This is a genomic window from Trinickia sp. (assembly GCF_051953955.1).
GTDB lineage: Bacteria > Pseudomonadota > Gammaproteobacteria > Burkholderiales > Burkholderiaceae > Trinickia.
On sequence record NZ_JBQCIF010000127.1, the window covers coordinates 29,928 to 56,863 of the forward strand.

At 65.8% G+C, this 26,936-nt stretch carries 20 protein-coding genes and 1 pseudogene; 9 read left to right on the forward strand and 12 right to left on the reverse strand.

Annotation, left to right across the window (positions count from 1 at the left end; all coding sequences use genetic code 11):
- Positions 1-52: 52 nt before the first annotated feature.
- The 8 genes and pseudogenes from ACTHNZ_RS24040 to ACTHNZ_RS24075 all read right to left on the reverse strand — a co-directional run bounded on the left by ACTHNZ_RS24040 (position 53) and on the right by ACTHNZ_RS24075 (position 10,044).
- Positions 53-1,051, reverse strand: coding sequence for an NADP-dependent oxidoreductase (locus ACTHNZ_RS24040; RefSeq protein ID WP_440545097.1), 999 nt, complete (start codon positions 1,049-1,051; stop codon positions 53-55).
- Positions 1,052-1,153: 102 nt separating this feature from the next.
- Positions 1,154-1,666: a PaaI family thioesterase gene (locus ACTHNZ_RS24045; protein ID WP_440545098.1), complete on the reverse strand. Its 513-nt coding sequence runs from the start codon at positions 1,664-1,666 to the stop codon at positions 1,154-1,156.
- A gap of 32 nt (positions 1,667-1,698) precedes the next feature.
- Positions 1,699-2,001: a Dabb family protein gene (locus ACTHNZ_RS24050; RefSeq protein ID WP_440545099.1), complete on the reverse strand. Its 303-nt coding sequence runs from the start codon at positions 1,999-2,001 to the stop codon at positions 1,699-1,701.
- Between the two features lie 131 nt (positions 2,002-2,132).
- On the reverse strand, positions 2,133-3,578 hold the full coding sequence (locus ACTHNZ_RS24055; protein ID WP_440545100.1) for a TolC family protein: 1,446 nt from the start codon (positions 3,576-3,578) through the stop codon (positions 2,133-2,135).
- Between the two features lie 13 nt (positions 3,579-3,591).
- Positions 3,592-5,568 carry a MacB family efflux pump subunit gene (locus ACTHNZ_RS24060; RefSeq protein WP_440545101.1) on the reverse strand — a complete coding sequence of 659 codons (1,977 nt, stop codon included), beginning with the start codon at positions 5,566-5,568 and terminating at the stop codon, positions 3,592-3,594.
- A 3-nt stretch (positions 5,569-5,571) separates the two neighbouring features.
- The gene (locus ACTHNZ_RS24065) at positions 5,572-6,786 is read right to left on the reverse strand and encodes an efflux RND transporter periplasmic adaptor subunit (protein ID WP_440545102.1); all 1,215 of its coding nucleotides are present in this window, start codon (positions 6,784-6,786) and stop codon (positions 5,572-5,574) included.
- 223 nt (positions 6,787-7,009) lie between these two features.
- Positions 7,010-8,311: pseudogene (locus ACTHNZ_RS24070) on the reverse strand (3-hydroxyacyl-CoA dehydrogenase NAD-binding domain-containing protein); the annotation flags it as partial.
- A 68-nt stretch (positions 8,312-8,379) separates the two neighbouring features.
- Positions 8,380-10,044, reverse strand: a complete 1,665-nt coding sequence (locus ACTHNZ_RS24075) for a 3-(methylthio)propionyl-CoA ligase (protein WP_440545103.1) — start codon at positions 10,042-10,044, stop codon at positions 8,380-8,382.
- A gap of 138 nt (positions 10,045-10,182) precedes the next feature.
- Here ACTHNZ_RS24075 and ACTHNZ_RS24080 point away from each other — a divergent pair, with 138 nt between their 5' ends.
- The 5 genes from ACTHNZ_RS24080 to ACTHNZ_RS24100 all read left to right on the forward strand — a co-directional run bounded on the left by ACTHNZ_RS24080 (position 10,183) and on the right by ACTHNZ_RS24100 (position 14,303).
- Entirely contained in the window at positions 10,183-11,739 is a 1,557-nt protein-coding gene (locus ACTHNZ_RS24080) for a protein adenylyltransferase SelO (protein ID WP_440545104.1), read from the forward strand.
- 243 nt (positions 11,740-11,982) lie between these two features.
- Complete coding sequence (msrB, locus tag ACTHNZ_RS24085; protein ID WP_440545105.1) at positions 11,983-12,426, forward strand: peptide-methionine (R)-S-oxide reductase MsrB; 444 nt, start codon at positions 11,983-11,985, stop codon at positions 12,424-12,426.
- Positions 12,427-12,530: 104 nt separating this feature from the next.
- Positions 12,531-13,061: a septation protein A gene (locus ACTHNZ_RS24090; protein ID WP_440545106.1), complete on the forward strand. Its 531-nt coding sequence runs from the start codon at positions 12,531-12,533 to the stop codon at positions 13,059-13,061.
- Between the two features lie 3 nt (positions 13,062-13,064).
- The gene (locus ACTHNZ_RS24095) at positions 13,065-13,382 is read left to right on the forward strand and encodes a BolA family protein (RefSeq protein WP_440545107.1); all 318 of its coding nucleotides are present in this window, start codon (positions 13,065-13,067) and stop codon (positions 13,380-13,382) included.
- 141 nt (positions 13,383-13,523) lie between these two features.
- Entirely contained in the window at positions 13,524-14,303 is a 780-nt protein-coding gene (locus ACTHNZ_RS24100) for a peptidylprolyl isomerase (protein ID WP_440545108.1), read from the forward strand.
- Between the two features lie 96 nt (positions 14,304-14,399).
- On the opposite strand, the gene purL is transcribed toward ACTHNZ_RS24100, so the two are convergent.
- Positions 14,400-18,479: a phosphoribosylformylglycinamidine synthase gene (purL, locus tag ACTHNZ_RS24105; protein WP_440545109.1), complete on the reverse strand. Its 4,080-nt coding sequence runs from the start codon at positions 18,477-18,479 to the stop codon at positions 14,400-14,402.
- 433 nt (positions 18,480-18,912) lie between these two features.
- Here purL and ACTHNZ_RS24110 point away from each other — a divergent pair, with 433 nt between their 5' ends.
- Both ACTHNZ_RS24110 and ACTHNZ_RS24115 read left to right on the forward strand, forming a co-directional pair.
- A complete protein-coding gene (locus ACTHNZ_RS24110; RefSeq protein ID WP_440545110.1) occupies positions 18,913-20,202 on the forward strand; it encodes an FAD-dependent oxidoreductase in 1,290 nt (429 codons plus the stop codon).
- 164 nt (positions 20,203-20,366) lie between these two features.
- Positions 20,367-22,001 (forward strand): NAD(P)H-hydrate dehydratase, encoded by a 1,635-nt coding sequence (locus ACTHNZ_RS24115; RefSeq protein ID WP_440545111.1) that lies wholly within the window; start codon positions 20,367-20,369, stop codon positions 21,999-22,001.
- A 30-nt stretch (positions 22,002-22,031) separates the two neighbouring features.
- On the opposite strand, the gene ACTHNZ_RS24120 is transcribed toward ACTHNZ_RS24115, so the two are convergent.
- Positions 22,032-22,652 carry a hypothetical protein gene (locus ACTHNZ_RS24120; RefSeq protein WP_440545112.1) on the reverse strand — a complete coding sequence of 207 codons (621 nt, stop codon included), beginning with the start codon at positions 22,650-22,652 and terminating at the stop codon, positions 22,032-22,034.
- Between the two features lie 82 nt (positions 22,653-22,734).
- Positions 22,735-23,532 carry a hypothetical protein gene (locus ACTHNZ_RS24125; protein ID WP_440545113.1) on the reverse strand — a complete coding sequence of 266 codons (798 nt, stop codon included), beginning with the start codon at positions 23,530-23,532 and terminating at the stop codon, positions 22,735-22,737.
- A 269-nt stretch (positions 23,533-23,801) separates the two neighbouring features.
- On the opposite strand from ACTHNZ_RS24125, the gene pgi reads away from it, so the two are divergent.
- Entirely contained in the window at positions 23,802-25,430 is a 1,629-nt protein-coding gene (gene pgi / locus ACTHNZ_RS24130; protein ID WP_440545114.1) for a glucose-6-phosphate isomerase, read from the forward strand.
- On the opposite strand, the gene ACTHNZ_RS24135 is transcribed toward pgi, so the two are convergent.
- A complete protein-coding gene (locus ACTHNZ_RS24135) occupies positions 25,427-26,134 on the reverse strand; it encodes an ABC transporter ATP-binding protein (RefSeq protein WP_440545115.1) in 708 nt (235 codons plus the stop codon). The genes pgi and ACTHNZ_RS24135 overlap by 4 nt on opposite strands.
- On the opposite strand from ACTHNZ_RS24135, the gene ACTHNZ_RS24140 reads away from it, so the two are divergent.
- Positions 26,133-26,801: an arylesterase gene (locus tag ACTHNZ_RS24140; protein WP_440545116.1), complete on the forward strand. Its 669-nt coding sequence runs from the start codon at positions 26,133-26,135 to the stop codon at positions 26,799-26,801. The two genes, ACTHNZ_RS24135 and ACTHNZ_RS24140, sit on opposite strands and share 2 nt — an antisense overlap.
- The last annotated feature ends 135 nt before the right edge of the window (positions 26,802-26,936 follow it).

Here is a 26,936-nt window from a genome sequence, read left to right on the forward strand (position 1 = left end):
CGTTATGCCCAGCGCTGCTCGTCGTTCGAACTCGCGCGCAAGCGGCGGCGCATCAGGCGATCTTGACCAGTTGCTTACCGAAGTTCTTGCCTTGCAGCAGACCGATGAGCGCCTCCGGAGCATGCTCGAGCCCGTCGACGACGCTGTCGCGATAGCGCAGCTTTTTTTCCAACACCAATGCGGCAAGCGTGCCGAGCGCTTCGGGCCATAGGTCGAGGTGCTCGGTGACGATGAAGCCTTGCACGAGCAGACGCATCGTGAGAATGATCGACGGCTGCTTGATCGGCACCGGCTGCCCATCGTAGCCCGCGATCATGCCGCAGACGGCGATGCGGCCGAACGGGTTCATGCGGGAGAGCGTGGCATCGAGCGCCTCGCCGCCGACATTCTCGAAGCAGCCATCGACGCCGTCGGGCGTTGCGTTCTTGAGGTCTTGGTGGAGATTGCCTGCCTTGTAGTCGACGCAGGCATCGAAGCCGAGTTCGTCGACGACGTACCGGCACTTCTGCTCCCCGCCCGCGATGCCGACGGCGCGGCAGCCCGCGAGCTTGGCCAACTGGCCGACGACGCTGCCTACCGCGCCGCTCGCCGCGCTGACGACGACGGTTTGGCCGGGGCGCGGCGCAATGATCTTGTTCAGCCCGTACCAAGCCGTCGCGCCCGGCATGCCGGCCACACCGAGGTAGGCCGTCATCGGCACGCGCGTGTCGTCGATTTTACGCACGCCGGCGCCGTCGGACGTGCCGTAGTCCTGCCATCCGAACATGCCCGTGACCTTATCGCCGACGGCGAAATCCCGATGTTTCGATTCGACGACGTCCCCGGCCGTTTCGCCGATCATGACTTCGCCGAGCGCGAGCGGCGCTGCGTACGACTTCGCGTCGTTCATCCGGCCGCGCATGTACGGATCGATCGACAGATACAGGTTGCGGACGCGAAACTGCCCCTCGGCCAACGCATCGAGCGGCGCTTGCTCCAGCTTGAAGCTAGCGGGCGTGACGGCGCCTTCCGGACGGGAAGCCAACAAGATGCGGCGATTGATTCGGGTCATGGCGATTTTCCTCCGACTCACGAAAGTCACGAAAGTCACGAAAGGACGGGAAAACGGCGGCGCACGATCGCGGGGCGAATGCGCCGAGCGGGGCACCGGCGCTCAGCCGTCGCTGGGGCCGGGCTTGGTGCCGGGCGGCGGGCGCCGTTTCTGCTCGACGACCTCGCGCCCCACCGCGAGCCGCCGCATGTACTTGAACGTGCCGAGCGCCTTCGCGACGAAATGGCCGCTGTCGTCGCGCACTTCGCCCTCGCAGTAGGCCATCGTGGTCGAACGGTGCAGCACGCGGCCGAATGCGCGCAACTCGCCGCGCCCCGGCTGCATGAAGTTGACCTTCATTTCGACCGTGACGACCCCGACTCCGTCTTCCGCCAAGCTGCGCGCCGCCGTGGCGAGCGCCACGTCGGCCAGCGTCATGGTCACGCCGCCGTGAGCGACGTGCCACGTGTTCATCTGCGTATCGGCCAGCGTCAGGGCAACCTCGCTTTCGCCGTTGGCTGCCGCGATCAAGCGAACGCCGAGATGATCGACGAACGGGCTCTCGATCGTGCGTTCGCGTTCGGCAGCGTGCAACGGATCCGACTCGGGCCGCGGTGAGTGATGTCCGGACGTCATGGACGCTTGCTCTTCAAGATGCCGCACCGGCTTCAAAGTTCGTAATCGACGCACTCGCGCGACTCGCGCACGGCCGCGACGAACTGCTTGAGCGCCTGATGTGTCGGATGAACCTGGTAGGCATCGAGCGCCGCCTTGTCGGCGAAGTCGGAAACGAGCACGACGTCGTAGGTCGATTCGAGCCCGGGCGCGGCGAGCCCCGCTTCGAGATGCACGATGCCCGGCACGATGCCGCGGCATGCTTCCAGCCGCTCTTTCAGCTTCACGGCGTTTTCCGCGCGGCTGGCGCCGAGCGCAGCCTCTTTCAACTTCCACATGACGATGTGACGAATCACTTTGTTCGCTCCTGACACCACGATTGCGGTTACTCCAACGTAGCGACGGATGATACTCGCTTCGCCCGGACCCGGCAGACGGCCGAACGGCCAATGCCTCCTCCTGCTTTTGCTCGTGCGAATTCCTGAGCCTAAGCGCCCCCGAGCGCAAGGAATAGGTCGATTCGATTCTCCAATCGCGCCAATTGGTTCCTGGTTCGATCCTGACCCGCCGCACGCTGCGTGGCCTGAGCCTCGAGCCACGGTGCCGCGTCTGTCGCCCCGAGCTCGAACCGCGTGCGCGCGTAGGCGGCGCCGAATGCGGCGTCCTCGAGCGAGCGTGCGCGCTGCACGGCCTCGGCATCGAGCTGAACCTTCGCTGCCAACGCGTTTTCGACGTCGGCGAGCGCCAGATAAACCTGCCGGCGAAACCCTATCGAGGCCTCCTCGAGTTCGTTTTCGGAGATCGCTGCGGTCAAACGCACTGCCTTCCATTGGACGAACGGCAACGCGAGCGCCGCGCCGATCGAGGCGACGGGGTTTTGCAGCGTGCGCACGAGCATGTCGCTGCTCGTGCCGAATTCGCTCGTCAGCGCAATGCTGGGATACATCGCCGCTCGCGTGACGTCCACGTTGGCCATCGTTGCACGCAGCCGCGATTCGGCCGCGCGCAGGTCTGGCCGCCGCGCGAGCACGAAGGCCGGCAACCGCGCGGGAACAGCTGGCAGCAACGCGCCAACGATGTTTTCAGGCTCGCGGCCGCGCGCTTCGGGCGGCTCATCCAGCAGCAATGCCAACGCGTTTCGCTTCGATTCTCGTTCGATCCGCCATTGCGCCTGCTCCGCTCTCAAGCGCGCCACCTGCTGGCTTGCCTGAGCGACGTCGAGCGGCGAGGCGGCACCCGACGCCCGCCTCGCTTCCATCATGGACAGCGTGCGCAGCGCATCCGCGATCGCAGCCTCGCCGGATGCGATCGATTCGTTCAAATAGCCGATCCGCCAGTAAAGTTTCGCGGTGGTGCCGATCAGCGAGAGCGCGGCCGCCGCGCGATCGGCTTCGCTCGCCTTTGCATGCCAAGCCGCTTCGTCGCGCCGTGCCGCGAGCTTTCCCCACGGATCGAGTTCGAACGATATCGTCGCGTTCGCGCTCGTCGACAAGCGAGCGCGATCGGCACCGAACGCGCGTATCGCGTCGACGCCCGCCGTGACGCTGGCCTGCGGGCCCGTTTTCGCATCGACGAGCCCCGCCTCGAGCTGTGCCCGACGGACTCGGATCTCGGCCATCGCGAGATCGGCATTCTTCTCCAGCGCCTGAGCGACGAGCGCATCCAAGGTGGGATCGCCGAACGCCCGCCACCATTGCGCCGGTTCCGTCGACCTCGCGTCGGCGGCATTGCGCCGCGCCGCATCTGACGCACCGCGAAGCGGCGAATTCGATGAGCCATCGTCCGCTTCCGGCGCGGTCGCCCACGTTGCAGGCAATTCGGGCGACGCCAAAGGGCCATGGCGGACCGGGGGCGTGCAGGCCGCAAGCAACGCCACCGACATCGCGATCGTTACCGGTCGAGCGACGCGCGATGTACGCAAAAATATCTTCATCGCCGCCTCCGACTCAATCGCGCGCGAGCGCTTCGACCGGATCGAGGCGCGCCGCATTGCGCGCCGGGATGAACCCGAACGCGACGCCGATCGCCGTCGAGCAGGCAACGGCTGAAACGAGCGAACTCATGGAAAAGACCATGCTCCATTGTTTGACGAATACCGAAAAGATGAAACTGGCGCCGAACGACAAGGCGATGCCGATCGCCCCGCCCATCAGGCTGACGAGGATGGCTTCGACGAGAAACTGCAGCATGACGTCGCCGCGCCGTGCGCCGATGGCCATGCGGATGCCGATTTCGCGCGTGCGCTCCGTCACCGAGACGAGCATGATGTTCATCACGCCGATGCCGCCGACGACCAGCGAGACGACGGCGATCATCGAAAGCAGCAGCGTCAGCGCGCGGCCCGTCGATTGGACCGTCTTGACGATGCTGTCCATGTTGTACGTGAAGAAATCTTTTCGGCCGTGACGGCGCGTGAGCAATTCGACGATGCCGCGCTCGGCCGCCTCGCCCGGGGTGCCGGCCTTGATGCGCACCGTGATGCCGTCGAGCCGCCGGGCGCCGAACAGCCTCGTGCCGGCCGTCGTGTAGGGCACCCAGATGGTCAGGTCGCTCATGCCGCCCCCCCACAGCGCTTGCTTTTCGGCGGTCACGCCGATGACGGTGCACGGGACGTTGTCGACGAGAATGGTTTTGCCGATCGGGTCGGTCTGTGCGTCGAACAGCTTGCGGCGCGCGTTCGCATCGAGCACGGCAACTTGTGCATAGCGCCTCACGGCTTGCGTGTCGAACGTCATGCCCGCGGCCAGCGCGAGCCCACGCACTTGAAAGAAGCGCTCGCCCACCCCGCTGACCATCGCTCGCACGTCGACATTGCCGTGGCGAACCGTTGCGGTGCGGTAGATGCCCGGCGTCACGCTGTCGACGTAGGGCTCGTTGCCGAGCGCGTGCGCATCCGCCGCGACGAGCGTCTTGATCTGGTCCGCATCGCTGTCGCCCCAGTCTCGCCCCGGATAGACGTCGATCGTGTTCGTGCCCATCGCGCCGATTTCGTCGAGCATGTAACGCTTCGCGCCTTCGCCCACGGCGGTGATCGACACGACGGACATGATGCCGATGACGATGCCGAGCATCGTCAGCAGCGTCCTCAGCCGATGCGCCAACAGCGCCGCCCAAGCCGTCGCGAACGCTTGCCCGAGGCGTGGCCATGATCGCCTCATGCGGCCGCGCGTTGCTCCGGACGCAGCGACGGCGGCCGGCGCGGCCTTTTCGTCAGCGCCGCGCCTAGCAGCCGCTGCGGCGCGCCGTCTGTCGCTGACGATTGCTCCATCGCGCATTTCGACGATGCGGTGCGCATGCGCCGCTACGTTCTCGTCGTGCGTGACGAGCACTACCGTGCGCCCTGCCGCATGGAGCTCGCCGAGGATGCGCATCACTTCGCGCCCGCTCGCGCTATCTAGCGCACCGGTCGGCTCGTCCGCGAGAATCACGTCCGCGTCGTTCATCAACGCGCGCGCAATGCTCACGCGCTGCTGCTGCCCGCCGGACAGCTGATTCGGGCGATGCCCGGCGCGTTCAGCCAAGCCGAGTTGCGCGAGCAGCGCGTGGGCACGCGAAGCGCGGACCTTTTTCGCGACGCCGGCATAGACCGACGGCACCTGCACGTTGCCCGCGGCGCTCAGATGCGGCAACAAGTGGTAGCGCTGGAAGATGAAGCCGAAATGCTCGCGGCGCAGACGCGCGAGCGCATCGGGTGGCAACGCGCCGACGTCGACGCCCGCCACGCGATAACGCCCTTCGCTCGGCCGATCGAGGCAGCCGAGCACGTTCATCAGCGTCGATTTGCCCGAGCCCGAGGCGCCCATGATCGCCACGAATTCGCCCGCCTCGATCGTCAAATCGATGTCGCGCAGGACGGCGATCTCCTTGTCGCCCGTCCGATAGCGGCGCGAGACGCCAGCCAGCGCCAGCAGCGGTTCGCTCATCGGTCAGGCTCCCTCGGCGGCCTTGCCCGCATCGCTGCCCGGGGCGGCTTCGCCGACGATGACGCGCTCGCCCTCGTGCAATCCCGATAGCACTTGCGCTTTGACGTGGTTGTTCATGCCGACTTGCACCTGCCGCGTTTGTACTTCTCCGCCTTCGGCCAGCACGCGCACGGCGACTTTGCCGTCGGCCGACCTTGCGCCGAGCGCGGACGACGGTACGACGAGCGTGTCCTTCGCCGTGCCTTGCACGATCGACACTTCCGCCGTCATCGAAATGCGCAGGCGATGGCCCGGATTGGGCACCTCGAACAGCGCGTTGTAGAACACGGCCGCTCCGCCGCGGGACGGACTGCCGTTCGAGGTACCGCCGCCCGCACCTGCGCCGGCGCCGGACGGATCGGCGAAATCCTGCGGGGCCGGCTCGATCGCGCGAATCTTGCCCTCGTAGCGCGTGTCGGGCTCGCCGAGGACGGTGAAATGGACGCGCTGCCCCGGTTGAACGCGCAGCACGTCCGCTTCCGATACCTGCGCCTTCACGGTCATCGTGTCGAGCGCGGCAAGCTTCAAGATGACCGGGGCTTGTTGTTCCGCGATGACCGTTTGCCCTTGGCGCGTCACGATGGCGACGACCTCCCCCGCCATCGGGGCGACGATCTGCGTGTAAGCGGCGTTCGCTCGCGCCTTGTCGACCTCGATTCGCGCCCGCTTCCAACGCGCATCGACGTCATCGAGATTGGCACGCTCGACTTGCCGCTCCGCTTGCGCTCGCTCGAACGTCTCGCGCGACGTGGCTTCGCGGTCCCACAGCGCTTGCGCCCGCGTCGCGGCGAGCGAAGCCAGCCGCAGACGCGCTTCGGTCGCGCGGCGCTGAGCCGCGAGCGAGCGCTCTTCCGCTTCGGCTTGCTTGAGCGCGTGCTCGAGCAGCGTCGGATCGATCTCCGCCAAGCGCTGCCCCGGTTCGACCTGATCGCCGAGTTCCACGTTCAGGACCTTGAGCTGCCCCGACACCTGAGCGCCGACGTCGACTTGCCGATGCGCGTAGAGCGTACCGGCCGCCAGGACGGCGTCTTCGAGATCGGCGCGCGCAACGCGTGCCGTGAGGTAAGGCGGGGCATCGTTCGACGTGAAATGGCGGTAGGCGGCTAACGCCGTGCCGAGCGCGACGAGCACGCCGGCGCCGACGCCGACCACGAGCCGGCGATATCGTTGTTTGATCATGCGTTGATAGCGAGGCGCGCCGCGTCAACGCGGCAAGCAGCACGGCCGGCAGGCGATGCGACGGCCGACGCGGATTTAAGTGCGCGGCCTGAGCACGGAATAGTGGGCCGCGAAACGAGGAAGGAACTGTAATCGTCTCGAAATTTGCGCGAGACGAAACGTTTGTTACAGAATGTTAATGAGATGAAGGGGCGCCGGAACCCGCTCGCCTTCGTTGCCTGGGTTAGGCGGTAAAGCGCCGTCCTGCTCGCGCCAATTCGACGAGCAGCGGCGCGATTTCCCACGCATCGCCGTTCACCTGCGATGCATATCGGCGGATCGCTTGCTCGACGCGATCGAGCCCCACCGTATCGGCGTAGTACATCGGCCCGCCGCGCGAGGCGGGAAAGCCATACCCGTTCAGATAAACGACGTCGATGTCCGAGGCCTTCGACGCAATACGTTCCGCCAAAATTTTCGCCCCTTCATTGACGAGCGCGTAGACGAGTCGCTCCACGATCTCTTCATCGACGAATGGTCGCCGTGCGCAGCCGATGCTCGCGCAATGCCCGACGATCATCTCGGTGACGACGCTCGATACGCGCGGCTCGCGCTTGCCGCTCTCGTAGTCGTACCAGCCCGCGCCCGTCTTTTGGCCGAAGCGGCCGGCTTCGCATATGCGGTCGGCCACGCGCGGGTAATGCAGCGACGGCCTTTCGCGATAACGTCGCTTGCGGATCGCCCAACTGATGTCGTTGCCGGCCAAGTCGCTCATTCTGAACGGCCCCATCGCAAAGCCGAAACGCTCGATCGCCGCATCGATCTGCTCGGGCAGCGCGCCCTCCTCGAGCATGAACAGCGATTGCCGGAAATACTGCTCGATCATTCGATTGCCGATGAAACCGTCGCATACCTCGGAGACAACGGCGGTCTTGCCTATCGTCTTCGCCACGCGCATGACGGTGGCGAGCACGTCTTTCGACGTCGCTTCCCCGCGCACGAGCTCGAGCAGCTTCATGACGTTCGCGGGGCTGAAGAAGTGCATGCCGATGACGTCGGCCGGACGCTTCGTCGTGCGGGCGATGCGGTTCAGGTCGAGCGTGGACGTATTCGAGGCAAGTATCGCGCTGGGCCTCGCGATCGCATCGATTCGGCGAAACACCGCTTCCTTGACGCTCATCTCTTCGAACACGGCCTCGATGACGAGATCGGCGTCGGCGATCGACTCATGGGAAAGCGTGGGCGAGAGGCGGGCAAGCCGTGCATCGCGTTCGGCCTCCGTCAGCTTGCCCTTAGAGACGGAGACGTCGTAGTTGCGCCGAATCGCGGCCAGGCCGCGCTCGAGTGCCTCCGCCTGCGTTTCGACTAGCGTAACGGGCATCCCGGCATTGACGAAGCTCATCGAGATGCCGCCGCCCATCGTGCCGGCACCGATCACAGCCACGCGCGCAATCGTGCGCAACGGCGTATCGGCCGGCACGTCCGGAATTTCGCCGGCCGCGTGCTCCGCGGCGACGGCGTAGCGCAGCGCGTGGCCTTCGGGGGTGTCCGGGGCCACGCCGTCAAGGGTGGTATCGTCCGCTGCCATCGGTGCCTCCATTCGCGGCGCGGGCGTCACGGCGCCGTGGTTTCCCCGCCGCACGCCAGTACGTGATCGCGGAACATTTCGCGCAGCTTAAGCTTCATGAGCTTTCCCGTGGCCGTATGAGGGAGTTCGTCGACGAAGACGACGTCGTCCGGTATCCACCATTTGGCCACCTTGCCTTCGTAGAACGCGAGCATTGCCTCGCGGCTGACCGTCGCACCGGGCCGCTTCACGACGACGAGCAGCGGCCGCTCGTCCCATTTCGGATGGCGGCAGGCGATGCAGGCAGCCTCGGCGACGTCCGGATGCGCCACGGCGATGTTCTCGAGCTCGCTCGAACTGATCCATTCGCCGCCCGATTTGATGACGTCCTTGCTGCGGTCGGTGATTTGGAGAAAACCGTCGGGGTCGATCGTCGCCACGTCGCCCGTCGGGAACCAGCCATCGACGAGCGGTGAGGCTTCGCCGCTCGCCTCGTCGCCCGAAAAGTAGCGATCGATGACCCAGGGGCCCCGGACATGCAGATCGCCGAACGCCACGCCGTCGCGCGGCAGTTCACGGCCGTCCTGACCGACGATTTTCATGTCGACGCCGCAAATGACCGTGCCTTGCTTGCGCAGCAAGCGCCGGCGTTCTTCGAGCGGCCGCTGCGACTGCTCCCAATTGAGCCGCGCGAGCGTGCCGAGCGGCGACATTTCGGTCATGCCCCAGGCATGAATGACACGGACGCCGTACTCGTCCTCGAAGGTTTCGAGCATCGACGGCGGGCAGCACGAGCCCCCGATCACGGTTCGCTCGAGCGACGAAAAGCGCGCGCCGATCGATTTCACATAGGCGAGCAGACTCATCCAGACCGTCGGCACGCCGGCCGAAAACGTGACGCGCTCGGCTTCCATCAATTCGAACAGCGACTTGCCGTCGAGATCCTTGCCGGGCAAAACGAGTTTGGAGCCCGCCAGCGGCGCGCCGTGCGGGATGCCCCATGCATTGACGTGGAACATCGGCACGACGGGCAGCACGGAGTCGTGGGCGGAAAATCCCATCGCATCGGGCAGCGCCGCGCCCATTGCGTGCAGGTAGACGGAGCGATGGGAATACAGCGCGCCTTTCGGGAGACCGGTCGTGCCCGAGGTGTAGCACAGGTACGACGCGAGCCGCTCGTCGAGCACGGGCCATGCGTAATCGCCGTCTTGCGCGCCGACGAGCGCCTCGTAGCCGAGCAGCGGCGCGTCGAGCGCTGGGACATCGGCATCGTCGGCCAGCGTGATCCACCCTTTCACGTTTGGGCAGCGCGGCGCGAGCGTGGCGACGAGCGGAGCGAACGTCGTATCGAACAAAATGTAGCGATCGTCGGCATGATTGACGATATAGGCGATCTGCTCGGGAAACAGCCGCGGATTGATCGTGTGGCAGACGGCGCCGAAACCGGTCGTGCCGTAGTAAGCCTCGAGATGTCGATAGCCGTTCCACGCGAGCGTGCCGATGCGCTCGCCCTGCCGCACGCCGAGCCGCATCAACGCCTGCGCGAGCTGCTTCGCCCGGCGCTCGCAATCGCGATAGGTGTACCGGTGAATGTCGCCTTCGATGCGGCGCGAGACGATCTCGGTATCCGCCGCATAGCGCGCCGCGTGCGTCAGCAGCGTCGATACGTTCAAAGGCACGTCCATCATCTGGCCCAGCAACGGCATTGGCATGGCGAAGCGCTCCTCGCGAGGTGAGGCGGTTGGAGCCTACCGGGCTCGATCGGTCATGCGCTCGTGCGGGTCTCGGGCCGCGCACAGCGCGCCGCGAGGCGGCGACTTACAATATCGGGTAACCGAGAGGCCCTCAATATGTCGTTTTCCCCAAGCATGACCGAGCCGTCCGCAGGCATTTCGTCATTGGCCGAAGCCCTGGCCACCCCCCGCTCCGGCGCATTCGCCGGCCTCGGAACCGCCTTCCATACGCGGCTGCCGGCCGCCCCGCTGCCGGCGCCGTATGTCGTCGGATTCAGCGAGCAAGCCGCCCGCATGCTCGGGCTCGATCCGTCGATCGTGGCCGAGCCGGGCTTTGCCGAGCTGTTCGCAGGCAACCCCACGCGCGAGTGGCCGAGCGAGGCGCTACCGTACGCGTCCGTCTACTCGGGGCATCAATTCGGCGTATGGGCCGGGCAGCTCGGCGATGGCCGCGCGCTGACGCTCGGCGAGCTCGAGCATGGCGGCGAGCGCTTCGAGCTGCAGCTCAAGGGCAGCGGGCGCACGCCCTATTCGCGCATGGGCGACGGACGCGCCGTCTTGCGTTCGTCGATCCGCGAGTTTCTCTGTTCCGAAGCCATGCACCATCTGGGCATTCCGACGACGCGGGCCCTATCCGTCGTCGGCTCCGACCAGCCCGTGCGCCGTGAGGAAATCGAAACAGCCGCGGTGGTCACGCGCGTCGCGCCGAGCTTCGTGCGCTTCGGTCACTTCGAGCACTTCTACGCCGCCGATCGGCCGGATGCGCTGCGTGCTCTGGCCGATCACGTCATCGACCGCTTCTATCCCGGCTGCCGCGGGGCCGACGATCCCTATCTCGCGCTGCTCGACACCGTCGTCGAGCGCACGGCGCTTTTGGTTGCGCAGTGGCAAGCCGTGGGCTTCTGCCACGGCGTGATGAACACCGACAACATGTCGATTCTCGGGCTGACCATCGACTACGGCCCGTTCGGCTTCGTCGACGGATTCGACGCGGGCCATATCTGCAACCACTCCGATACGCAAGGCCGCTACGCCTATCGGATGCAGCCGCAAATCGCCTATTGGAACTGCTTCTGCGTGGCTCAGGCGCTGCTGCCGCTTTTCGGCGAGCGCTACGACGAAGCGGCACGCACCGAGCGCGCGGTCGCTGACGCGCAAGCGGTGCTCGAGCGGTTCAAAGACCACTTCGGGCCGGCGCTCGAACGCCGCTTCCAAGCAAAGCTCGGCCTTGCCCTGCAGCGCGACGGCGATGCCGCGCTGGCCGACCGCCTGCTGGCACTCATGCATGCGAGCCGCGCGGATTTCACCTTGACGTTCCGTGGCCTCGCGCGAGTTTCGAAGCACGACGCGCACGGCGACGGTCCCGTGCGCGATCTGTTCCTCGATTTACCGGCGATCGACGGCTGGCTCGCCGATTATCGTGCGCGGCTCGCGGCCGATCCGACCGACGACGCCACGCGGCGCGCGGCGATGAACCAGGTGAACCCGAAATTCGTCCTGCGCAACCATCTCGCCGAAACCGCGATACGGCGGGCGAAGGAAAAGGATTTTTCCGAGCTCGAGCGGCTCGCCGCGGTATTGCGCAGGCCGTTCGACGAGCAGCCCGATCACGAGGCGTACGCGGCGCTCCCGCCCGACTGGGCCGGTACGCTCGAAGTCAGCTGCTCGTCGTGAACCGAGCGCGTCGCCCGCTGTCTCGTACTCATATGCGTACCCGCCTGCTCGTGCCGGTTCGCGTCGTGCATGCATCCAAGCGCTGCGCCGCGACGTATCAGGCAATGCGGATCGTCGGCCCACGCGGGACCGGATCGCGTGGGCGCTGCGATCGATCTGCCGCAGCGCACGCCCGCGCCACCGGTCGCGGCCGGCGCCACTTACCCGGCGCGTGCCAAGCCGCGCCGCTCAACGGAGACATCCATGAACGAACGCCCCACCCCTTTGCCCGATTCCTCCGATGCCCCGCGCGACACCTATGACGTCAAGAAAAGCGACGAGGATTGGCGTGAGAAACTGTCCGACATCGAGTACGAGGTAACGCGCCACGCCGCGACCGAGCGCCCGTTTACGGGGCGTTACTGGGATCATTGGGAGGGCGGCGTCTACGATTGCGTCTGCTGCGGCACCCCGCTGTTCGAGTCGTCGACGAAATTCGACGCCGGCTGCGGCTGGCCCAGCTACTTCAAGCCGATCAATGGCGAAGTCATCGAAGAGAAGACCGACCGCTCGCACGGCATGCTGCGCATCGAGGTGCGCTGCAAGCACTGCGGCGCGCACTTGGGGCACGTCTTCGAGGACGGCCCGGCGCCCACGGGACTGCGCTACTGCATCAATTCGGCTGCGCTACAATTCGAGCCCAAGTAGCTTGCGGTCGCGGCGCGCGGCATGGCGCGGTCATACGCCAGCCCACCCGCCTTGCTGCGTGCGACGCCCCCGTCCCTCGACGCCTTTGGACTCCTCGGCCTTTCATGAAATTTTTATTCGACCTGTTTCCGATCATCCTGTTCTTCGTAGCGTTCAAGCTGTGGGGCATCTTCACGGCCACGGCCGTCGCTATCGCGGCGACGCTCGTGCAGGTCGCCTGGGTGGCCTTTCGTCATCGGAAGGTCGATCCGATGCTGTGGGTCAGCTTGGGCGTCATCGTCGTGTTCGGGGGCGCAACGCTGGTCTTGCACAATCAGAAATTCATCCAATGGAAGCCGACCGCGCTTTATTGGCTGTTCGCGGTGGGCCTGGCCGTCGCCCGCTATGGCTTTCGCAAGAACCTGATCGAAAAAATGATGGGCAAGCAGTTGACGTTGCCGGTGGACGTCTGGGATAAGCTCAACATCGCCTGGGCGCTGTTCTTCGTCGCGCTCGGTATCGCGAATCTCTACGTCGTCGGCAACTTCACCGAAGCGCAGTGGGTCAACTTCAAGCTGTTCGGAACGACGGGCGCGATGGTCGTGTTCATCGTGGCCCAAAGCCTTTGGCTGGCGAAGTACATGAAGGAGGAGTGAGCAATGAGCGAATCCTCCGATTTTCTCGGCGCGTCCCCCGAGGCGCGCATCGCCTTCATCGAATCGAGGCTCGAGCAAGCGCTCGCGCCGCAATCGGTGAACGTGCGCGACGACAGCGCGCAGCACGCGGGCCATGCCGGCGCGGCCGCGGGCGGGCATTACGCCGTGACGATCGTGGCCGGTGCGTTCGCGGGCAAGCCACGCGTGGCGCGGCACAGGCTAGTGTATGATGCGCTGGCCGACGTCATGCAACGTGGAATCCACGCGCTCGCCATCACGGCCTACACGCCCGAGGAATTTACTCGGCTGCCCGGCGCGTGAACTCATCTCGTCGCCGACGTCTCGAAGAGTTGAACCTCGAGCGCCCCTTCCCGCCTTTTCCGGGCATGCCCAGGTAAAGCGGCAAGCCGCGGCGCGCCGTCTGAACCGATTCATTTCGACAGGAACGCTAGGAACTTCCGTATGACGCATAAAAAAACCCGTCTTTGGGTAATGCTGGCCGCATTCGCGGCTGCCCCGGCCTTCGCGCAGAACATCGCCGTCGTCAATGGCACGGCCATTCCGAAATCGCGTGCCGACGCGCTCGTCGCGCAACTCGTGAAGCAAGGCCAGCAAGACACGCCGCAATTGCACGATGCGGTGAAGCAGGAACTCATCAACCGCGAAATCCTCATGCAAGAAGCGGTGCGTGAAGGGATTCCGAACCGTGCCGACGTGAAGGCGCAAATGGCGGTGGCTCAGCAGAGCGTCGTGCTGCACGCGTTGATCGAAGATTATGCGGCGAAGAGCAAGCCGACCGACGCCGAGGTGAAGGCGCGTTACGACGAACTCGTCAAGCAAGCGGGCGGCAAGGAATATCACCTGCATCACATCCTCGTCGACAACGAGCAGCAGGCAAAGGACTTGATCGCGAAGATCAAGGCGGGTGCGAAGTTCGAGGATCTCGCCAAGCAATTCTCGAAGGATCCGGGATCGGGCAAGAATGGCGGCGATCTCGACTGGGCGAACCCGCACACCTACGTGCCTGAATTTGCCGCGGCAGCCGAGAAGCTGAAGAAAGGCCAGATGACCGACACGCCGGTGCATACGCAGTTCGGCTGGCACATCATCCGCGTGGACGACATCCGTGACATCACGCCGCCGCCGCTGGATCAAGTGAAGGCTCAGATCGTTCAGCAGATCGAGCAGGAGAAGGTGCAAGCGTTCGAGCAGAACTTGCGCACGAAGGCTAAGATCCAGTAAAACGAGGTCAGCGCTGCATGCCGCAGCCGCAAAATCTCGAAGACGAAGCAACGATGCCGCCCTCGGGCGGCATCGTCGTTTTGAGGCAGGGTTTCCTTATCCCAGCCAGCGTCGCGCGTTTTGGAACACGCGCATCCATGGGCTTGCCTCGCCCCAACCTTCCGGATGCCAGCTCATCGTGACCGTGCGATGCACGCGCTCCATGTGCGGCATCAGCACCGTGAAGCGGCCGTCGGCCGTCGTGACCGACGTGATCCCCGCCGGTGAGCCGTTCGGGTTGAAGGGATAGCGCTCCGTGGCTTCGCCCTGATGATCGGCAAAGCGCATCGCCACGCGTGCCTGCGATGCATCGCCCTGCTGCGAGAAGTCGGCGAAGCCTTCGCCGTGTGCGATCGCCACCGGAATCCGCGATCCTTCCATCCCCGCAAAGAAAATCGACGGCGACGACTCGACGCGCACGAACGAGAAGCGTGCTTCGAATTTCTCGGACTTGTTGCGCGTGAACTTCGGCCACGCCTCGGCGCCGGGAATCATCGACGCCAAGCTGCTCATCATCTGGCAGCCGTTGCAGATGCCCAATGCGAACGTATCGGGCCGCCCGAAGAACGCCGCGAACATATCGGCCAACTGGGGGTTGAAGCGAATCGTCTTTGCCCAGCCCTCGCCCGCCCCCAGCACGTCGCCATAGGAGAATCCGCCGCACGCGACGGCACCCTTGAAATCCGCGAGCGTCGCGCGGCCTGCGAGCAGATCGCTCATATGAACGTCGTAGGCATCGAAGCCTGCCCGGTCGAACGCGTAGGCCGTTTCCAAGTGCGAGTTCACGCCCTGTTCACGCAAGATCGCGACGCGCGGGCGGGCACCGACGTTCAAGAACGGTGCGGCTACATCCTCGCTCGGGTCGAACGTCAGATGCGGCGTGATGCCCGGGTCTTGCGCGTCGAGCAGCGCATCGTATTCGGCATCGGCGCAAGCCGGGTTGTCGCGCAGCCGTGCTATCCGCCAACTGACTTCGCTCCATGCGCGCTGCAATTGCGCGCGGGGCGCGTCGTAAATCTTCTTTGCGTCGCGATAGATTTCGATGACGTCGCGCTCGTTGAGCTTACCGATGACGTGCGAGCAGGCACCGAGGCCGTGCTCGCGCAGCGCGGCCAGGACGGTGTCGCGCTCCGCCGCGCGCACTTGCACGACGGCGCCGAGCTCTTCGGAGAACAGCGCGCGCAGCGTCTGCTCATCGCGGCGGCCGCTCGTCTGCTTGGCCCAATCCTTCGCATCGCCGTAGTCGAACTCGTGCGCAGCGTCGAGCGTGAGCATATCGACGTTCAGCGAGACGCCCACGTGGCCCGCGAATGCCATTTCGCAGACGGTCGCCCACAGGCCGCCATCCGAGCGGTCGTGGTAGGCGAGTAATCGGCCGGCTGCATTGAGCGTTTGGATCGCCGTAAAGAAGCGTTTCAAGTCCTCGGCATCGTCGACATCGGGCACGCTGTTGCCGACTTGCTGCGTGACTTGCGCGAGAATGCTGCCGCCGAGGCGGTGCTTGCCACGCCCGAGGTCGATCGCGATCAGCACCGAATCGCCGGCCTCGGCCTGGCTGCGCAGTTGCGGCGTCAGGTGGCGGCGCACGTCGTCAACGGGCGCGAACGCGGAAATGATCAACGAGACGGGCGCGACGACTTCCTTCGCCACGCCTTGCTCGTCCCACTTCGTTTTCATCGACAGCGAATCCTTGCCGACCGGGATGCTGATGCCCAGCGCCGGGCACAGTTCCATCCCGATCGCCTTCACCGTGTCGAACAGCGCGGCATCCTCGCCGGCCGTGCCGCACGCGGCCATCCAGTTCGCCGACAGCTTGAGCTTGTCGAGCGAGGCGATCGGCGCGCTGGCGATGTTCGTCACGGCCTCGCCGACGGCCATGCGGCCTGACGCCGGCGCATCGATCACCGCGAGCGGCGTGCGCTCGGCCATCGTCATCGCTTCGCCGCGGAAACCCGCGTAATCGGCCGCCGTGATCGCGCAATCGGCGACAGGCACTTGCCACGGACCGACGAGCTGATCGCGCACGCTCGTGCCGCCGACGGAGCGATCGCCGATCGTGATCAAGAACGACTTGCTGGCGACCGTCGGGTGCTTCAGTACCGCCACGGCGAGCTCCGAGAGCGACAGACCGGTGACGTCGACCGGCGCGCGCTCGGCCGCGACGCGCTCGACGGTGCGATGCATCCGCGGCGGTTTGCCGAGCAGGACTTCCATCGGCATGTCGACCGGATAGGCCGCCTCGCCTTCGGCGTGCGCGTCGATCAATTGCAGTTGACGCTCCTCGGTGGCGACGCCGACGACGGCCAGCGGGCAGCGCTCGCGCGAGCAGATCGCTTCGAACATCGGCAAATCGGCCGGCGCGATGGCCAACACATAGCGCTCCTGCGCTTCGTTCGACCAGATTTCGCGTGGCGAGAGACCGCTTTCCTCGAGCGGGACTTGGCGCAGCTCGAACCGCGCGCCCTTGCCGGCGCCGTCGACGAGCTCGGGGAAGGCATTCGAGATGCCGCCCGCGCCGACGTCGTGGATGCTCAGAATCGGGTTCTTGCCGCCCAACTGCCAGCAGGCGTTGATGACTTCCTGGGCGCGCCGCTCGATCTCCGGATTGCCGCGCTGCACGGAGTCGAAATCGAGCTCGGCCGTGTTCGCCCCCGTGGCCATCGAGCTCGCCGCTCCGCCGCCCATGCCGATGCGCATCCCGGGACCGCCGATCTGCACGAGCAGCGTGCCGGCCGGCAGATCGTGCTTGTGCGTGTGCGCATCGGAAATGTTGCCGATGCCGCCCGCGATCATGATCGGCTTGTGATAGCCGCGCACCTGGCCGCCGACGTTTTGTTCGTAGACGCGGAAATACCCGCCCAGATTGGGCCGGCCGAACTCGTTGTTGAACGCGGCACCGCCGAGCGGGCCGTCGATCATGATTTGCAGCGGCGACGCGATCCGGTCGGGCCGCCCGTACGGCGCGTGCGGCTCGTTCGGATTGCGCAGCGTCAACGGTCGAGCCGCGTCGCGAGCGTTTTCCCAAGCCTGCACGGCGCCCGGCAACTCGAGGTTCGAGACCGTGAAGCCCGTCAGGCCCGCTTTGGGCCGGGCTCCTCGCCCTGTCGCGCCTTCGTCGCGGATTTCGCCGCCCGCGCCCGTCGCCGCGCCGGCGAACGGGGAGATCGCCGTCGGATGGTTGTGCGTCTCCACCTTCATCAGCGTATGCGTCAGCTCGACATGGCGGCCATAGCGCTCGCCCTGTGCGTCGCTCTCGCCCGCCTGCGCCGGACGCGGGAACCAGCGCTCCGCCGGGCCGCCTTCCATGATCGACGAATTGTCCGAATACGCGACGATCGTGCCTTGCGGGTTGAGCTTTTCCGTGTTCTTGATCATCTGGAACAGCGAGATGTCCTGCGGCTGCCCGTCGATCGTCCATTGCGCATTGAAGATCTTGTGGCGGCAGTGCTCGCTGTTCGCCTGCGCGAACATCATGAGTTCGACGTCGGTCGGATTGCGGCCTAGCTTCGAGAAGGCGTCGACGAGGTAGTCGATTTCGTCTTCGGCCAGCGCGAGGCCGAGCTCGCCGTTCGCGCGCTCGAGCGCCGCGCGGCCATGCGCCCGGACGTCGACCGTCGCGAGGGGCTTGGCGGGCAGCTCGTCGAACAGATGCAGTGCGTGCTCGCGCGACGCGACGACGCTTTCGGTCATCCGGTCGTGCAGCGCGGCCGCCACGGCAGCGCGCGCTTCATCGGCGAGCGCTTTCTTGCCACCGAGCAAACCGGTCAGGCCCGACTTCAACGTGACCGTGAATTCGATGCCGCGCTCGATGCGGCGCACGTGCTCGAGCCCGCAGTGGTGCGCGATGTCGGTGGCCTTGCTCGCCCACGGTGAAACGGTGCCGATGCGCGGGACGACCAGGAACGTTTCCTCAGCGCCACGCCCTTCCCCTTGCTGGAACGGCTCGCCGTAGTGCAAGAGCGCTTCGATGCGCTCGTTGTCCTGCGCCGACAGCGGCGTCAGCGCGTTGACGAAATGCAGGTACTGGCCGCGCACGCCGACGATGTTGGCGTCGATGCGCTCCAGCGTTTCGAGCAGGCGGGTTTGACGGAAATCGGAAAGCGCCGAAGCACCGGGGAAGCACGAGAAGTGGGCCATGGAAGGACGTAGGCGTCGATGAGCCGGGCATCGCGCGGTTCGCGCGCGCATACCACGACGTGAAGCGAAAGGAAGACCGAGATTATACCTGGAACTCGGTCCCCGATAGGCGGATCGCGCGGCCCGCGCGCGCATTGCACGGACCTGGCCGCGGCCGTGCGGACGGGGCCGCGGGCCGGTCCAGGTCGCGCGGCCGCCTCGATTTTGCGTTTCTTACCAAGCCATCCGAATCCGTTTGGCGCTATCATGCGCGGTTTGCCTCACCGGTGCGGCATCGCGCCGGGACGCAAGCAACGAGCAATAAGTAAGCAGCAAGCGGGCAGCAAGCGAGCGCGGCGATTGCCGGCGCGCTCGCTAGGCATTCGGCACGGCGCTTGCCGCGTTTCGCGCCGCGGCCGTTCGCCGTGCATCGTCTGGCCTCTTTACGCAAATCATGGATGTCATCGTCATCGGCGGCGGAATCGTCGGCGTCGCCACCGCCTACCAGCTTCGTGCTGCCGGCCACCGCGTGTGCGTCGTCGAGCGCCATGCGACAGTCGCCCAAGGCGCCACCTACGGACATGGCGGCATCGTGCTGCCGACGCCGCTCGACGCATGGTTCGGCCCCACGTTCCTCGGCAGCCGGCGCGGCGTCGTCTATCGGCCGGGCCTGAATTCGAGCGCACGCCGCTTCGCCCGCCAACTCGCATCGCTGCAGCCGGCCGATGCGTTTCGCGCGCAATGGCAGCGGCTGCGCCCGCTCGTCGAACTCTCTCGCGAAGCGATCGCATCGATCGAAGCAGGCTTTCATCTCGAATTCGAACAGCACGAAGGCGTGTTGCACGTGACGCGCGATCCGCGCGAATGGGGCCAGGCACAAGCGGCGCTGGACTTGCTCGGCGAGTTCGAGATGCATCACAACGTGCTGTCGGCGGCCGAATGCGCCGAGGCCGAACGCTCGATCCCCACCGAGCCTGCTTTTGCGGGCGGGGTCATGTTCCCGCAGGAACGGACGGCCAACTGTCCGCTGTTCACGAAGCTCGTCAAGCAGGTGCTCGACGAGCAAGGCGGCGTCCAATTCCTGTTCGGGCGCGCGGTCGAGGCGATCCGGCTCGAGAACGAGCGCGCGGCTGTCGAGCTTGCACCCGCCGAAGGCGAGCGCAAAAGCGCGCGCGAAGTCGACGTCGTGTCCTGCGATGCGATCGTCGTGGCTGCCGGCGCCGGCAGCAAGCCGCTGCTGGAACGGCTCGGCCTATCGCTGCCGTTCCATCCGATCCGCATGTTGTCGCTTACGGCCCCCATTGCCTACGAAGAATGCGCGCCACATCTCACGGTCGTCGATTCGGTGCGGCGCATCTCGATGACGCGGATGAATCAGCGCATTCGCGCAGCCGGCGCCGCCGTGCTCCAGCCCGAGCGCGAACTCGATAAGCCCCTGTCCGAGTCGCTCGTCGAAGCGGGTACTGCTCTGCTTGCGCAATCCACGCACGATTGGATACCCGGCGCGGCGAAAATTTCGGCCGCTCACGCCTGGGAAGGACTGCGCTTGCTCTCGCCCGACGGCTTGCCCGTGGTCGGCAATGCCGTGCATCCGCGCCTGTTCGTCAATTGCGGGCATGGCCCCGCCGGTTGGGGGCTTGCCTGCGGCTCTGCTAAAGTGATCGCAGATCTGATCTCGGAAACGGCACCGAGCGTGCCGCCCGATACGCTGTCCGCGCTGCGGCCCGAGCGCTTCGCGAGCTGATCGGGCCGCAGCCCGTTTGGCGATCAGGTGAAGGCGATCCGATCGCGCCCCGGATGCGCGGGCGCGCCCACGCCGACGGTAGGTGGCCGCGCCGCTCGGCATGATCGGTGCGACCGCAGGCCCGCGCGCCCGAACGTTCGAGACTGCCCTTGAAAGCGCTCGCCATGACCGACACTGCCTCCTCGCCCGCTCATCCGCCGCTGCTCGTTTCTCCGGCCGACCGGCCGCTACCGCTATTCACCGTCGCGCAGTTGCGCGCGCTCGAAGTCGAGGGCGCGGCGCTCTTGCCCGAGCACACGCTGATGGCGCGTGCGGGGGCCGCCTCGGCGCAGTATCTCGTCGAGCATGCGGCTCATGACGGTTCGCTCGGCGCGGAGCACGCCGTCTGGATCGCCGCGGGGCCCGGCAACAACGGGGGTGACGCGCTCGTGGCCGCCACTCGGCTCAGGCAGGCTGGGATCGCGGCCGAAGTTTGCATGCCGATCGAAGCGACGGCCGACGACGCGCGCTGGGCGCTTGTCGAAGCGCGCGCCGCGGGCGTGCCCATTTCGCACGTGCCGCCCCCGTCGCTCGACGGTTATGGATGGGTGATCGATGGGCTGTTCGGCATCGGGCTTCGCCGAGCGCTCGAAGGGGTTTTTGCCGATTTGGCGCTGCGCATGAGCGCTCGGGCGGGCACGCGTGGACGAGTGTTGGCACTCGATGTACCGAGCGGGCTCGATAGCGATACGGGCAACGTCGTCGGGGGCGGCACGGCGGTGCGCGCCACCGACACGGTGACCTTCCTCGGCGCGAAGCCGGGGCTCTATATGACGCATGGGCGCGACTTGGCCGGCAGCCTCACGGTCGCGCCGCTCGGGGTCGATTTGCCGGTCGCGCACGACGTCGTCCGGCTCAATGCGCCGTCGCTGTTCGCCGGGCACTTCCCTGACCGCTCGTTTGCCTCGCATAAGGGAACGTTCGGCAGCTTGGCCGTCGTGGGCGGCGATACGGGCATGTGCGGGGCGCCGATCCTCGCTGCGCGGGCCGCGTTGCATGCGGGCGCGGGCAAGGTCCATGTCGCGTTCATCGGCGAAGGCGCACCACCGTACGATCCGCCCTTTCCGGAGCTGATGCTGCATCCGCCGGGCACGCTCGGATTTGGATTGGAGGCCATGGATGCCGTGGCGATCGGATGCGGCATGGGGCATGGGCCGCGGGCCGTCTCGTCGCTGCGGCAGGCCATCGCGTGCGACCTTCCGCTTTTGCTCGATGCGGATGCGCTCAATTTGATTGCACGCGAGGCATCCCTGGCCGCGGCGCTCGTCGCACGCGGCGCATCGAGCGCCGGCGGCAACGTGGCCCCCCAACTCGAGACCGGCGGTGCAGCGGGTACGTGCGTCTTGACACCGCATCCCCTCGAAGCGGCTCGGCTGATGGGCTGCGACGCCGCCCAGGTACAGCGCGACCGCATCGGCGCGGCGCGCGCGCTGGCTGCGCGTTACGGCGCCGTCGTCGTGCTCAAAGGCGCGGGGACCGTCATCGCCTCGCCCGATGGCCGCGCAGCCGTCAATCCGACGGGCAATGCGGCGCTGGCAACGGGCGGCACGGGAGACGTTCTGGGAGGCGTCATCGGCGCCCTGTTGGCCGAGCGCCTGCCGAGCTACGAGGCAGCGTTGGCCGGCGTTTATTTGCACGGCTGGGCCGCCGAGACGCTGACGGCGAGCGGTCGCGGCCCCGCGGGGGTGACCGCAGGTGAATTGGCGCCTGTCGTCCGCGACTTGCTCAATCGGCTGATTTACCCTGCTCGCGATCGTTAGGCCGACCGAAGGAGGTCCCGTTGGGCAATGTCATTGTACGAAACGGGTATCCAATGCGGGCAGTGTCGGGATGATTTCGAAGTACAATTCCGCGGGTGACCTGATGAGTAGTGCAAACGAATCCGCATGATAATGCCCAAAGGTCATGTAGACAAAACCGAAACGGTAATCGACGACGAACCGGCAATTCACGTGCATATTGTCTTGGCACGTATATTCCATGAACTGCCCTCTCGTCTTCGCTTTGGCCGATGCCTGATTGTGCGGTAAAGCACCGACTGTCTTCGCGGCATTCAGAATGACTGGGGCGTTGACTTCATAGCGGGTCGGGGAAGGGTCGTCCTTGTACGGTAAATAGCCATGCTCGTTCTGATGGATGGACCGCGCTTCCACCTCGAACCGGCCAACGACGTTCGGCCCGCTCCGCATAGCCTTGCGAATCCGCCGGAGAAGTGTGTATGTCTCCGGCTTGTTCTCCAGGCAATCGTCATGAAAAATTGGAACGACCCTGTCCCGATGACGGGCGTCCGAGAATTTGAGCGACCCGTTGTAATGCGCGGAGCCACACTGATTGAAAAATTTCCTCATGTCGGGCGGGAAATTGCCGCCCGATCCATCATCGAGCGCTGTAGAAACGGCTTGAAACGGCATTGCGTTCTCCTCTTTTTTTAATATGGACGACTACCTACGCCCCGTTCTAGCCGTCAATCAACCTTCACGTGATGCGCCCGCCCTATTTCGCCGCGCTCGCCGCCGGCGGCCGCTCCAAAATCTGCCCATTCATATACGCGAAATGGCGCTCTTTCGGCACGGTCGGCGGCACGGCCATCGGCTCGTCGGCCTTGCGGTCGAGGTAGCTGACGACGAGATCGTCGCCATTGATCGAAATCCCGACCGGCTGGATTCGGTCGCCGATCTGAAAGGTCGTGGCGCGCCCGTCGTTGAACACCAAGGCCACGTAGTAGAACGTACCGCTGCCCGCGCCCTCTTGGGAAACGAACACGCCCACGGTCGAGCGCCCGCCTAGCTTGCCCATCGCATGCTCAGGAGGCTCCACGACGCGCGTGACGTCTTGTTCCGACGATCCCTCGGCGGCCGGCTGCGCGTGCTGGCCCTCGAGCAGCGTCACGTCCTTGCCGTCGATGCGATAGATGGCGTTCTTGTAGTCGATCGAGGGCCCCGACGGCTGGCTCTTGGCCGGAGCGGCCGTCACGGTCAGCCCGAGATGTTCGAGCGCCGTCTCGCGCAACGCATCGACCCGATTGCGATAGGCCTCCGCGAGGCACGAAAGTTGCGCCCCGCATGCGTCGCGCTTGTCGTGTTGCCATGCGAGCCGATCCGCCTGCAAACCGTCCCGGAAATCGTGGTAGACCTTCGTGTCCGCTGCAGGCTTCGCTTCGAGCAGCATCGCGTAGTAGGCGCTCGCCCGAGCATCGAGTGCACGCAGCGCGGCATTGTCGCAGATCGCGCGTTCGGTGCTCTGATGCGGTTTAGCGCAGTCGAGGTCGGTCGTTTGCGCGAGCGCGCTCATCGATACGCATGCGAAAAGCGCTGCGACGGCAGCGCGGAGGCCCATTTTTGTCATTGTGCTGGTTATTGCCGGTGTGAAAAACGTCTGATGATAGCGCGCCTCGCGCACGAACGGACAGGCGCGTCCCACGATGTCGGCCTTCCGTCGGACGGTTGTCGGCCGACCGTTGGGTTGGTCTTTCGCCGGCCAACGCCGCTATACTGACCGACCGTAGCCGCGCAAGCGCTCCGCCCGCGCGTTCACTCCTTCGCTTCGTTAGACCCACGCCTATGACGCACAAGACGCTGAACTCGCTTTCCTCTTGGTCCGCGCTCACCGCGCATTACGAACAGATCCGCGACGAACGGCTGCGCGACTGGTTCGCTGCCGATACGGGCAAGCCCTCGCGCGCCGAGCGGTTCACGGTAGAAGGCGGCGGCCTCACGGCCGACTTCTCGAAGAACCGCATCACCGACGAAACGCTGCGCCTGCTCGTGGCACTGGCCGACGAAGCCGGCGTGGCCAAGCGGCGCGACGCGATGTTCGCCGGCGAGGTCGTCAATCCGACCGAAGGCCGCGCAGCCCTACACACTGCTTTGCGCGCAACGCAGGCCGACGCGCCGTTTCATGCTCAGGTGGCGGCGGAACGCGCCAAGATGGCCGATTTCGCCGAACGCGTCCGCAGCGGCGCCTGGATCGGCTACACCGGCAAACGCATTCGCCATGTCGTGAACATCGGCATCGGCGGTTCGGACCTCGGGCCGAAGATGGTCGTGCATGCGTTGGCGCATCTCGCGCATCCCGATATCTCGAGCTACTTCGTCTCGAACGTCGACGGCGCGGACTTGGCGCGCGTGCTTGCCCGCATCGATCCCGAGGAAACGCTGGCGATCATCGTCTCCAAGACGTTCACGACGCTCGAAACGATGACGAACGCGCGCTCGCTGCGCGATTGGTTCCTGAGTGCAGGCTGCCCCGAAAGCGCGCTCGCCCAGCACTTCGTCGGCGTTTCGGCCAATCCGGCCGAGGTCGTGAAGTTCGGGATCGCCGAAGAGAACGTCTTCGAGATGTGGGACTGGGTGGGCGGGCGCTACTCGCTGTGGTCGGCCGTCGGGTTGTCGATCATGATCGCGGTGGGTGCGGCGCACTTCGACGCCCTGCTCGCGGGCGCGAACGACATGGATCGCCATTTCCGCGACGCGCCGCTCGCGCGCAATCTGCCGGTCCTGCTCGGCCTCATCGGCATTTGGTATCGCAACTTCTTCGGGCTGCAGAGCTACCTCGTGGCGCCGTACTCGGAGGCGCTGCACTATTTGCCGTCGTACCTGCAGCAACTCGAAATGGAGAGCAACGGCAAACAGGCGCGGCTAGACGGCGCCTACGTCGACTACGCCACCTCGGCGGTGACCTGGGGCGAGCCCGGCACGAACGGGCAGCATGCGTTCTTCCAAATGCTGCACCAGGGCCCGACGATCGTGCCGATCGATTTCATTGCCGTGCTGCGACCCGAGCACGCGCTCGTCAGCCACCATCCGAAGCTGCTCGCCAACTGCTTCGCGCAAAGCGAAGCGTTGATGCTCGGGCGGACCGAAGAGGAAGCGCGCAAGGTGGCGGGTAGCGACAAGCCCGAACTCGTGCCGCACCTCGTGTTCCCAGGCAATCGGCCGTCGACGACCTTGCTGCTCGATGCGCTCGAGCCACGCTCGCTCGGTGCCCTGATCGCGCTATACGAGCACAAGGTGCTCGTGCAAGCGGCCGTTTGGAACATCAACCCGTTCGACCAATGGGGCGTCGAGCTCGGCAAGATCCTTGGCAAAGTCGTCGAGGCCGATCTCACGAGCGCTACGTTCGATGCACACAAGCACGACTCGTCGACCTCGGCCTTGATCGAGCGCGCACGCCAGGCGGCGCGCGGTTAAGCGTGCGGCGGGCCGTGCCGCACGAGGCGGCCCGCCTCGATCGTCACCGTGCGCGCGCAGCGGCGCGCCAATTCGGTATCGTGAGTCACGAGAATCAGCGTGGCCCCGTGTGCCGAGTTCAGGTCGAACATGAGGTCGATGACGGCATGACCCGTGGCGGCATCGAGGCTACCCGTCGGCTCGTCGGCGAACAGAATCGCCGGGCGCGTGACGAACGCGCGCGCCAGGGCAACGCGCTGCTGCTCGCCGCCCGACAACAGCTTCGGATAGTGCCGCATCCGGGCCCCCAGCCCGACACGCTCGAGCAGTGCCCGCGCGCGCACCGTGGCTTCGCCCGCGTCGATCCCGCCTTGAAGCTCGAGCGGCAAGCGAACGTTTTCGAGCGCGGTCATGTGCGGCATCAATTGAAAGGATTGGAAGACGAACCCGATCGAGCCGTTGCGCAGGCGCGCACGCTCGTCTTCCGACAGCCGGGAAAGATCGTGCCCGAGCAAGCGAACCGAACCGGACGTTGCATTGTCCAAGCCCGCGAGCAAGCCGAGCAGCGTCGACTTGCCCGAGCCCGACGCGCCGACGATCGCCACGCTCGTGCCGGCGGCGACGTCGAACTCGATGTCGTCGAGTATCGTCAGATCGCCCGTCGCATCCTTGACCCGCTTGCATAAACCGCGCACTTCGATAATGGCATTGGTGTTTTCTGGCATGAACAAGCGTCGCTGGATTTTCGGTACGGCGGCTGTGGCCGCCCTGACGGCCTCCGGCCTCTTTGCTTTTTCGTCGTTCACCGCTACGCCCGCACGCAGCGCGGAGGCGCCCCGCCCTGTCATCGTCGTGCTCGGCGACAGCCTCTCCGCCGAGTACGGCTTGGCTCAGGACACCGGGTGGGTTGCGCTGTTGCGCAAGCGGCTTGCCGAACAGCGAATCGATTATAGCGTCGCGAACGCGAGCATCAGCGGCGATACGACGAGCGGCGGCCGTGCGCGCATGCCTGAGCTGATGGCGCGGCTCAAGCCGTCGATCGTCGTCGTCGAGCTAGGCGCGAACGACGCGCTGCGCGGCGTGCCGCTGGCCACGACGCAAGACAACCTGCGCACGATCATCGAGCAAGCCCAGCAGGGCCATGCGAAGGTCGTGCTCGTCGGCATGTACGTGCCGTCCAACTACGGACAAGCGTACACGCAACGCTTTCACGCGATGTACACCACGCTCGCGCACGAGTTGAACGCGCGCCTCGTGCCGTTCCTGCTGGCCGGCATCGAAAACAAGCCCGACATGTTCCAGTCCGACCAGATGCACCCGACCCAGCAGGCCCAGCCCGCGTTGCTCGACAACGTCTGGCCGGTGCTGGCTCCACTGCTGCGGCGCAAGTGAGAACGGCCCACAAGACGCCCGATTGGGCGACGCCCTGTTCCATAAAGGATGTTTCTCCGGCAATCGCTTTCGCTTCGCTTACGTAAAAAAACCGCGCCGATGATGCGGGCGCGGTTCGTTTTGCGTTTCCGGTGA